Source organism: Vibrio sp. Vb1574, from assembly GCF_033338675.1.
The window spans coordinates 1-1,097 of the sequence record NZ_JAWOTC010000399.1; the positions used below are offsets into that span (position 1 = coordinate 1).

The following is a 1,097-nucleotide window of genomic DNA, read 5'->3' on the forward strand; positions in this document are numbered from 1 at the left end:
CGCATTTATGTCCTTACTCAATTTAAATCTCAGTCTCTTTTCCATCACTTGAAAAAAGGGTGGAACATTAATGGTATTACTGATCGCTTTATTGACCCAATTCCTGCGCAAATGCGTACGGGTAAGCGTTGGTATGAAGGCACTGCAGATGCTATCTATCAGAACCTACGTTTTATGGAGCTTGAAGAACCGGATCAGGTTTGTATCTTTGGCTCTGACCACATTTACAAGATGGACATCAAGCAGATGCTGAACTTCCATACGGAGAAGAAGGCGTCATTGACGGTGTCTGCACTGCGCATGCCACTAAAAGAAGCTTCTCAATTTGGTGTAATAGAGGTTGATGCTGAAGGCAGAATGATTGGCTTTGAGGAAAAACCCGCTAATCCAAAATCGATTCCTGGAGAACCAGATTTCGCGTTAGTCTCGATGGGGAACTACGTATTCGAAGCACAAGTTCTATTTTCTGAACTCGTGGAAGATGCAGACAATGAAGCTTCTTCTCATGATTTTGGTAAAGATATCATCCCGAAAATGTTCCCTCGTGGTGACGTTTTTGTCTATGACTTCAGCACCAACAGAATCAGTGGTGAGAAAGAAGAGGTTTACTGGCGTGATGTAGGTACGATTGATGCGTACTGGCAAGCGCACATGGATCTATTAGAAAAAGACGCGCCATTCTCTTTGTACAACCGTAAGTGGCCTCTTCATACCTATTACCCACCATTGCCACCTGCAACGTTTACCGATTCAGACAACGGTCGAGTGCAGATCATTGATAGCTTGGTATGTAATGGCAGTTATGTTCGTGGTTCTCGTATCGAGAAGTCAGTACTTGGATTTCGCAGCAATATTGCATCCGCGTGTGATATTAGCGAATGTATCCTATTAGGTGACGTAAAAATCGGCGAAGGCTGTGTGTTACGTCGTGTTATTGTCGACAAGGATGCCGATATTGCACCTGGAACTCAAATTGGTGTGAATCTTCAAGAAGATAAAAAGCATTTCCATGTGTCGGAAGAGGGCATTGTTGTTATTCCGAAAGGAGCTCGAGTTGGCTACTAACAACTTATCTATTCTGTTTGTAGCTTCTGAGG

Annotated in this window: 1 protein-coding gene; it reads left to right on the top strand. The window is 43.4% G+C overall.

The window, feature by feature from the left end; genetic code table 11:
- The coding region (locus R7O12_RS26450; RefSeq protein WP_140086970.1) for a glucose-1-phosphate adenylyltransferase at window positions 1–1,065 on the top strand (1,065 nt) is incomplete at its 5' end.
- Between the last annotated feature and the right edge of the window lie 32 nt (window positions 1,066–1,097).